The following is an 8,788-nucleotide window of genomic DNA, read 5'->3' on the forward strand; positions in this document are numbered from 1 at the left end:
ACGCCCGCAACAGCACCACCTCGAGCCAGCCCCGCGCCGGTCAGAACCGTGCAACGCGGCACACAACAACAATCGGACTCGCCCGATACTGCCTTTGTTCAGCAGTCTCCTAGGGCGTGTCTCTCAAAGACACAGCGGCCGCGAGCGGCGTTTCGGGTCCGATCTGGCAAGGCGGCGCCGCGAAGGCATCCTGGTTGGCTGTCGAGCGGCGCCAACGCCGCCAGATCGGGTGCGAAACGTCGCGTAGCGGGCGTGGATTTGGGAGACACGCCCTAGTCGGCCGGCCTCACCACCAGGGCGGATCCCCCACCTCGACGCCAGGGTTCGGCCGTCGCGGTCAGCAGGCCGTCCGACCCGATCTCGATCGCAGTCGCCGCACCCAGCTCCGGCGTCTCGGCGAAGCGGTGCCCCAGAGACTTCAGGGCTCCTCCGTAGGTCGAGATGAAGGCCGGCTCGGCCCCGGTGCTCGCGGCGTTGCGCTGCGAGACCCTCGGTGCCGCCACCGCCTCGGGCAGACTCCGGCCGAGGGCAAGCCGCTCGATCAGGATCTGAAGCACCGTCGTGATGATCGTCGAACCACCGGGCGAGCCGACCGCCAGCACGGGACGACCCTCGGCGAGGACGATCGTCGGCGACATCGAGCTACGTGGGCGCTTGTTGGGCTCGATCCGGTTGGGGTCGTCGGCCCGGTAGGTCGTCGAGAAGTCGGTCAGCTCGTTGTTGAGGAGGAAGCCGCGGCCGGGGACGGTGATGCCGGAGCCTCCCGTCTGCTCGATGGTCAGCGTGTATTCCACGACGTCGCCCCAGCGGTCGACCACGGTCAGGTTGGTGGTCTCCAGGTTCTCGGTGTCCCTGGCCGTCTCACCGGGACCGGTCGGGCCCTCGCAGATCCCGTCGAAGTCGTACGCATCGCCCGCGGCCACCGGCTTCGGCTGTGCCGCCGCTGGGTCGATGCCGCAGGCCCGTTCGGCCGCGAAGGTGTCGTCGAGAAGAGCGTCGACGGGTACGTCGACGTGGTCGGAGTCGCCCAGGTAGGCGCCCCTGTCGGCGAAGGAGATCGCGCTCGCCTCGATCAGGTGGTGGTAGGCCTCGGTCGGGCTCATCCCGGACAGCTCGTAGCGCTCCAGGATGTTGAGCGCCTCCCCCACGCCGATGCCGCCCGAGGACGGCGGCGCCATCCCGTAGACGTCGAGGCCCTGGTAGGTCGAGTGGGTCGGCTCGCGATCGGGCGCGGTGTAGGCGGCGAGGTCGTCGGTCGTCACCCAGCCGGCGGGGACCGGCAGGTCGGTGTCGTCGGTCTTCGGCGGGGCGGTCACCGTCTCGGCGATCTCCGCGGCCAGCGGGCCACGGTAGAAGGCGTCTACGCCCTTGCGGGCCAGCAGATCGTAGGTTGCGGCGACGTCAGGGTTGCGGAACCTGCTGCCGACGGTGGGGGCTGATCCTCCCGGAAGAAATAGTTCGGCAGTGGAATCGATCGCTGCGAAACGTTCTTGGTTGTCGACGGTCTGCTGATGGAAGGTCTCATCGACGATGAATCCCTTGCGGGCCAGCTTGGCGGCCGGCCGCAGCGATCGGGCCAGGCTTCGCGTACCCCACTTCTTCAACGCCTTCTCCCAGGTCAGCGGAGTGCCAGGCACGCCGACCGAGGCACCGCTGGTGACCATGTCGGGGAAGAATGGATACTCCTCGCCCGTCTCCGGATCGATGAACGCGTCGTGCGGCATCGCGGCCGGAGCCTTCTCGCGCCCGTCGATCGTCTCGACCTCGCCGGTGCGCGCGGAGTAGTGCACGAAGAACCCGCCGCCGCCGAGACCGGCGGAGTAGGGCTCGGTCACCCCGAGCGCGGCTGCCGTCGCGACGGCCGCGTCGGTCGCGTTGCCACCCTTGCGCAGCACCTCGAGCCCGACCCTGCTCGCATCGGCATCGACGCTCGACACCGCGCCTCCATAGCCCACCGCGGTGGGCACCTTCGGCGGCGGCGCGAGCCTGTCGCCCGGCGCGCCGACGGCGGCGCCGGCGTACGGGACGAGCGTGGCCAGCACGAGCGCCCCTCCGGTCAGTGTGGCAACGAGTGCAGAGCGACGTCCGAGCATGATGACTCCCCAGATTGACGGCCTCTCGAACGTACTACGCCGCGGGACTCCGGGAATTACGATCTGAAATTCCTTAATTAGTAAGGGTTGCTTACAAATAGAACCACTGCCACCATCGAAAGGCGATCGGGCGACTCGAGCCCGGTCAAGCCATCCCCTCGGAGGTGTCACACATGCATGTCGTCTTGCCTCGTTCACGCCGGATAGCCGGCTTACTCATCGGCGCGTTGGCCGCAGCACTCGCCCTCACCGGCACGCTCGCCACCACATCCGCCACCACCCCGTCCAGCGCCTCGATGAAGGCCGCCGCCGCGGAGCCGACCTCGATCAACGGCTACCGCAACGTCGGCTATTTCGTTCAGTGGGGCGTCTACGGCCGAGCCTTCAAGCTCAAGCAGCTCGAGACGTCCGGGGTCGCCGACGACCTCACCCACCTCAACTACGCCTTCGGCAACATCCACCACGAGTCGCTGACCTGCTTCGAGGCCAACAAGGCCCAGGGCGAGGGGCCGAACGGCTCCGACGGTGCCGGCGACGCCTACGCCGACTACGGGATGTCGTACGCAGCGGGCGACTCCGTCTCCGGTGCCGCGGACACCTGGGACCAGCCGCTGGCCGGCTCCTTCAACCAGATCAAGCAGCTCAAGGCGAAGCACCCGGACCTGAAGGTCCTGCTCTCCCTCGGTGGCTGGACCTGGTCGAAGAACTTCTCCCTGGCCGCCGCGACCCCGGAGGCACGACGCAAGCTCGTCTCCTCCTGCATCGACCTCTACATCAAGGGCAACCTGCCCGTGATCGACGGCCGCGGCGGCGCCGGTGCGGCAGCCGGGGTCTTCGACGGTTTCGACATCGACTGGGAGTGGCCGGGCTCGCCCAACGGCAACGCCGGCAACCACGTCGACCCCGAGCACGACAAGGAGAACTTCCGCCTCCTGCTCGCCGAGTTCCGCAGCCAGCTCGACGCGCTCGGTGATGGCTACGAGCTCTCCGCGTTCCTGCCCGCGAACCCCGAGGACATCGAGGCCGGCGGCTGGAACGACCCGCGGAACTTCGAGTCCCTCGACTTCGGCAACATCCAGGGCTACGACCTGTGGGGCGCCTGGGACCCGACGCTGACCGGACACCAGGGCAACCTTTACGCCGACCCCGCGGACCCGCGCCCCGACGGCAAGCGGTTCAGCGTGGACGAGTCCGTCCGGGAGTACCTCGACGCCGGGATCTCGCCGTCCCAGCTCGGCCTGGGCATGGCGGCGTACGGCCGCGGCTGGCAGGGCGCGACCTCGGCCGATCCGTGGGGTCCGGCGACCGCCGCGGCCCCGGGGACGTACGAAGCGGGCAACGAGGACTACGACAAGCTCAAGACCCGCGGGACCGAGCACTACGACGCCGAGGTCGGTGCCGCGTGGCGCTACGACGGCAACCAGTGGTGGAGCTACGACAACGTCTCCACGATCGAGCAGAAGGCGGCGTACGCCATCTCGAAGGGCCTCGGCGGAGGCATGTGGTGGGAGCTGTCCGGCGACCGCCAGGGTGAGCTGATCGGCACCTTCGCCGACGCCGTACGCAACGGTGGCGGCGGTCCGGTCGAGGACCCGGACCCTACCGAGGACCCCACGGAGGATCCGACCGAGGATCCGACCGACCCGCCGGCCGGTGCGACCGCATGGTCGTCAGCGGCGGTGTACGTCGCCGGTGACCGCGTCACGCACGGCGGTCACCTGTGGGAGGCCAAGTGGTGGACCCAGGGCAACACCCCGGGCACCGAGGACTGGGGTCCTTGGAAGGACCTCGGCACCGCCTGAGCCGCTGAGCCTTCGTCAAGGTATGCAGAGAAAGGCCCGCTTCCCGTGCGGAGTTCCACGCGGGAAGCGGGCCTTCGGCTGCATACCTTGACGAAGGAACGCCTACTCGGTCTCGGCCTTCGTGGGCCGCTCGAGCATCTCATCCATGATCGCGGTGACGGTCTTGGCGCCGGAGACGACGTCGTCGACGTACTGCGCCAACGGAGCGTCCACCCCGACCTTCGCCGCCAGCTCGCGCAGCGAGTGGGACGACTTGGCGCCCTCGGCGACCTGATGGCTGGAGGCGAGGATGTCGGCGGTGGTCATGCCCTTGCCGAGCTTCTCGCCGAACGTACGGTTGCGCGAGAGCGGCGAGGAGCAGGTCGCGGCCAGGTCGCCGAGGCCGGCCAGACCCATCAGCGTGATCGGGTTGGCACCGAGCTGCATCGCCAACCGCGCGGTCTCGGCCAGGCCACGCGTGATCAGCGACGCCTGGGTGTTGTCGCCGAACCCCATCCCGGCGGCCATCCCGGTGGAGATGGCGACGACGTTCTTGTAGGCGCCGCCGATCTCGCAACCGACCACGTCGGTCGAGGTGTAAGGCCGGAACGCGGGCGAGTGCACCCGCGCCTGGATCGTCCTGGCGACCTCCTCGTCGGCGCACGCCACCACTCCGGCGGCGGGCTCGCGACGGATGATCTCCTTGGACAGGTTGGGGCCGCTGACCACGGCGATCCGGTCGGGTCCCGCACCGGTGACGTGCGCGATGACCTCGCTCATCCGCTCCAGGGTGCCGAGCTCGACGCCCTTCATCAGCGAGACCAGCGGTACGTCCTTGGGCAGGAACGGCGCCCAGTCGGTCAGGTTCTTCCGCAACGTCTGCGACGGCGCGGCGAGCACGACCAGCTCGGCCCCGCTGGCCGCCTTCTCGATGTCGTGGGTGGCACTGATGTTGTGCGGCAGGTCGGTGCCCGGGTGATATTCCGGGTTCTCGTGGGTGTCGTTGATCGCTGCCGCGACCTCCTCGCGCCGCGCCCACATGGTCACGTCGTTGCCCGCGTCAGCGAGGATGACCGAGAACGCGGTGCCCCACGAGCCCGCTCCGAAGACCGCTACCTTGCCAAGCTCGCTCACGCCGCCACCTCCGTAGCGCAAGCGCCAGAATACGGACGCGGCGGCGTGTTGTGCTCATCGTTCACTCGCTGGCGCTCGCTCAATTGTTGTCCTTCTTCTTCGTCTTGCGGGGGTCGCCGGTCTCGTTGACTCCGGCCTTCTTCGGGTCGAAGAGCTCGCTGGGCGGCTCCTCGTCCCGGATGTCGGCCACCAGGCCGACGATCGCGTTCATGATCCGGTCGGTCGCCTCGGTGACGACGTCCGGGGTGTGCTCCTGGACCTCGAGATCCTTCAGATCCACCGGATCGCCGATCTTCATCTGGATCATCTTGCGGCCGATCAGGTGCGGTTTGAGAGAGTACGCCGGGAGCAGCTCCTGGGCTCCCCACTGTCCCACCGGGTAGACCGGGGCACCGGTCGCGAGCGCGATCCGGGCCGCGCCGGACTTGCCGCGCATCGGCCAGCCGGTGGGGTCCTTGGTGATCGATCCCTCGATATAGACGACCACGATGCTGCCCTCGTTGACCGCCCTCACGGCGTCGTCGAACGCCGACGCACCGGCCTTGCGGTTCACCGGGATCTGGCCGGCGGCGCGCAGAAACCCGCCCAGCGGGCCCTTGAACAGCGCAGCCTTCGCCAGGTAGCTCGGCGTGCGGCCGTAGTCCCACACGATGTGGGCGGCGGTGAACGGGTCTATCTCGGATACATGGTTGAGCGCGATCACCGCGCCACCGCTCTCCGGGATCTTCTCGCCGCCGTCCCACTCGTGCTTGGTGGTGGCCAGAAGGAGGGGCTTCACGATCCCGACGGCCACGGCCCACGACCAGCCGACCTTGCCCTCCTGGAACTTACGGTACTTTCCCACGGAGGCAGGCTACCGGGCCCTCGCTTCGGAGTTGTGGGACACCTGTAAAGATCAAGGGCATGCCCCGCGGTTACGTCGTCCTGCTACCCGTCAAGCCGCCTGCGCGCGGCAAGTCGCGGCTGGTTGGTCTCGAGTCGCACGAGCGCGCCGACCTCGCCCGCTCCTTCGCCCTCGACACCGCCGAGGCGTGCCTCGCCGCGACCGCTGTCCGCGCGGTGCTGGTGATCACCGATGATGCCCACTTCGCCGCAGATGTCGCTCGCCTCGGCGCGTTCGTCATCCCCGATGGCGTCAGTGGCGACCTGAACGGAACCCTCGTACAGGGCTCGCTCGAGGCACGGCGGCGCTGGGCGGGGTTTCGCCCCGTGGCCCTGTGCGGGGACCTGCCGGCCCTACGCTCCGCTGACCTCGACAAGGCGCTGGCCTCAGCCGGGGGTGCCGGGGCGGCGTACGTCGAGGATGCGGCGGGCGGCGGCACCACCCTCTACACCGCGCCCTATGACCATTTCCGGCCAGCGTTCGGGCCCGGATCGGCAGCCGCGCACCACGACGGCGGCGCGACTGCGCTCGAGGGTGACCTCCACTCGCTGCGACACGACGTGGACACCCTCGAGGATCTCGAAGCCGTACGCAGGCTGGGGCTCGGGCCGCGTACTGCTCTGGCTTCGGTGCGGGTCGGGAGCCCGGGCTAGGAGTCGCTGGACGGCGTCTCGGGGCCGGAGGTCGAGCCTGTCGATGCCCCGCCCGTCGCCGAAGGACCGGCGGTCGAGGTCGTCGAGCCGCCGCCCGACGTCGTCTTCTTCGTGGTCGTCTTCTTGGCCGTCGCCGTTTTCTTGGCGGGGCTCTTCGCCGTGGTCTTCTTCGCGGTCGTCTTCTTCGCCGCAGTCTTGGTCGCCGCAGTCTTGGTCGCCGCAGTCTTCGCAGGCGCAGTCTTCGCCGGAGCCTTCGTAACGGCGGACTTCGCGGGCGTCGACTTCTTCGCGGCCGCGGTCTTCGCCGGGGTTTCCGAGGAGGCAGTCTTCTTCGCCGCGGGCGCCTTCTTGGCGGGCGCCTTCTTGGCGGGCGCCTTCTTCGCCGCAGGCGACTTCTTCGCCGTGGTCTTCTTGGTCGCCGCCGTCTTCTTGGCGGGGCTCTTCTCAGCCGTGGACTTCCTGGCGGCGGGCTTCTTCTCGGCTGGCTTGACCGGCGCCTCCGGAGCGGCCTTCGCCTTGCCGGCAGGCTCGGCCACCGGCTTGGCAGCGGGCTTGGCCGCGGGCTTGGCCACTGGCTCAGCGGGCTCGGCCTTCGTGGCAGGAGTCTTGCGACCCGGCCTCGGCACCTTGACCTTTCCGGTCACCACGTCCGAGACCAGCTTGGCGGCCGGCTTGGGCACCAGCCTCCCCGCCGTACCCTTCACCGCGCCGACAACCTTCCCGGCCTGCTTGCTCGCATCAGCTACTCGTTTTTTCACCACCCGATCGACCTTAGGCCATGGCCGTAGGTTCCGGACATACCGACGGCATGTGAAAACGGACTGTTCACCTGAACTCTCCTGATTCCGAGGCCCGGCCGTGGTTAACGTGGTGACACTCGGGGCACGTCTGACATCGCAGCATCGCGCAGCGCCGCCTTCGGGAGACAGGACGAGGAAGGTACGACCATCACCGACGTGCACATCGACCAGGAGCAGCCGCCCGCGGTGCTCGACGAGCCCCCGACCACGGTGCGGCACAACCGTGCCGGCATCGTGTTCTCCGCCTGCGTCATTCTCGCCCTGCTCGCGTCCGTGGCCTGGCTCGCCGTCCACACCAGCCGGCTCGCCGAGGGACGCTCCGGCGCCAACCTGCCCACGCCCGCGCCGCCTGCTCCGACGGTCCGCAACAGCGAGCCCGCGATCCCCGAGACGTACGCCGACCTGCCCGTCGGTCCGGCGACGACCCTGCCGTTCCTCGACCACGACGGTCGGCTCCGGCTCGGCGCGAAGCCGCAGAAGGTCTACGGCGCCCAGATGAGCGTGGCCGGCTGGACCGTACTGATGTATCAGCGCGCCGACCGGCCCGGGCCGGTGTGGATCGCCCGCCGCGGGAAGACCATCCAGGTTCCCGGCCTGTGGACGCAGCCGGTGCTGAGCAAGGACGGCAACCAGCTCTTCGCGCTCCAGCAGACCGACGACGATGCCTCGGCCCTGGTCGCGGTCGACACCACGACCGGCAAGGAGACCGGACGGCTCCCGCTCGAGGGGGCTCCGAGCGGCACCCAGTTGGTCGGCACCGACCGCAGCCGTGCCTACTTCCGCACCGGCATCGTGGCCGCTCCGCCGCCCGCACCCGCCAACTACGCCGAGCTGACCGTGCCCCGGCCGCCGGTGTCCGCCTGGGAGCCCGGCGATGCGCCACAGAAGATCTCGCTGCCGCTCGGCTACCAGCAGCTGATCCCCCTGCGCCGCGGCGTACTCCTCCACAATCCCAGCGAGTGGGAGGCCCGCTTCGCGGCGATCGAGGCCGACGGAAGCCTCACCCAGCCCGGCGTGCACGCCCCGCTGCCGGGATCGGTCGCCGACTCCCCCGACGGCTCCATCGTCGCGATCGCCCGCAATCCCAGCGATCCCGGCATGATCAACTACGGCGCCGAGCGCGGCATCGCGGTCAACATGAGCACCTCCGAGCACATCGACCTGCGCGTACCCGACTCCGTCGAGAAGGTCTACATCGCCGGCTTCGAGTCCGACCGCAGCGTCGTCCTCTACACCTCTGCCGGCGCCGAGTCGTGGTATCTGCGCTGCTGGGTCGACACCGGCTCCTGCGACCGCATCACCGGCTCCTCCCCCACCCCCGACGGCCGCCAGATCCACCTCCCCTGACCCACACCCCCGCCGAGAAGTCACCTTCGCAGGCCGAGAAGTCACTAATGCTGGCCGAAGCGTCAGGTTTGCAGGCCGAGAAGTCACAGGTGTGACT

General features: G+C 69.1%; 7 protein-coding genes. 3 read left to right on the forward strand and 4 right to left on the reverse strand.

Annotated features, from left to right (window positions below):
• Positions 1-272: 272 nt before the first annotated feature.
• Positions 273-2,093 carry a gamma-glutamyltransferase gene (gene ggt / locus ACRDPS_RS00280; protein ID WP_431499611.1) on the reverse strand — a complete coding sequence of 607 codons (1,821 nt, stop codon included), beginning with the start codon at positions 2,091-2,093 and terminating at the stop codon, positions 273-275.
• Positions 2,094-2,266: 173 nt separating this feature from the next.
• On the opposite strand from ggt, the gene ACRDPS_RS00285 reads away from it, so the two are divergent.
• The gene (locus tag ACRDPS_RS00285) at positions 2,267-3,895 is read left to right on the forward strand and encodes a glycosyl hydrolase family 18 protein (protein WP_431499612.1); all 1,629 of its coding nucleotides are present in this window, start codon (positions 2,267-2,269) and stop codon (positions 3,893-3,895) included.
• Positions 3,896-3,997: 102 nt separating this feature from the next.
• On the opposite strand, the gene ACRDPS_RS00290 is transcribed toward ACRDPS_RS00285, so the two are convergent.
• Together ACRDPS_RS00290 and ACRDPS_RS00295 are read right to left on the reverse strand one after the other, a co-directional pair.
• Positions 3,998-5,008, reverse strand: coding sequence for an NAD(P)H-dependent glycerol-3-phosphate dehydrogenase (locus ACRDPS_RS00290; RefSeq protein ID WP_431499613.1), 1,011 nt, complete (start codon positions 5,006-5,008; stop codon positions 3,998-4,000).
• A 79-nt stretch (positions 5,009-5,087) separates the two neighbouring features.
• Positions 5,088-5,852 (reverse strand): lysophospholipid acyltransferase family protein, encoded by a 765-nt coding sequence (locus ACRDPS_RS00295; RefSeq protein ID WP_431499614.1) that lies wholly within the window; start codon positions 5,850-5,852, stop codon positions 5,088-5,090.
• 59 nt (positions 5,853-5,911) lie between these two features.
• On the opposite strand from ACRDPS_RS00295, the gene cofC reads away from it, so the two are divergent.
• Positions 5,912-6,544 carry a 2-phospho-L-lactate guanylyltransferase gene (cofC, locus tag ACRDPS_RS00300; RefSeq protein ID WP_431499615.1) on the forward strand — a complete coding sequence of 211 codons (633 nt, stop codon included), beginning with the start codon at positions 5,912-5,914 and terminating at the stop codon, positions 6,542-6,544.
• Here cofC and ACRDPS_RS00305 read toward each other — a convergent pair.
• On the reverse strand, positions 6,541-7,302 hold the full coding sequence (locus ACRDPS_RS00305) for a hypothetical protein (RefSeq protein WP_431499616.1): 762 nt from the start codon (positions 7,300-7,302) through the stop codon (positions 6,541-6,543). The two genes, cofC and ACRDPS_RS00305, sit on opposite strands and share 4 nt — an antisense overlap.
• A gap of 198 nt (positions 7,303-7,500) precedes the next feature.
• On the opposite strand from ACRDPS_RS00305, the gene ACRDPS_RS00310 reads away from it, so the two are divergent.
• Positions 7,501-8,691, forward strand: coding sequence for a hypothetical protein (locus tag ACRDPS_RS00310; RefSeq protein ID WP_431499617.1), 1,191 nt, complete (start codon positions 7,501-7,503; stop codon positions 8,689-8,691).
• The last annotated feature ends 97 nt before the right edge of the window (positions 8,692-8,788 follow it).

This window comes from Nocardioides sp., assembly GCF_050699375.1.
Taxonomy (GTDB): Bacteria; Actinomycetota; Actinomycetes; order Propionibacteriales; family Nocardioidaceae; genus Nocardioides.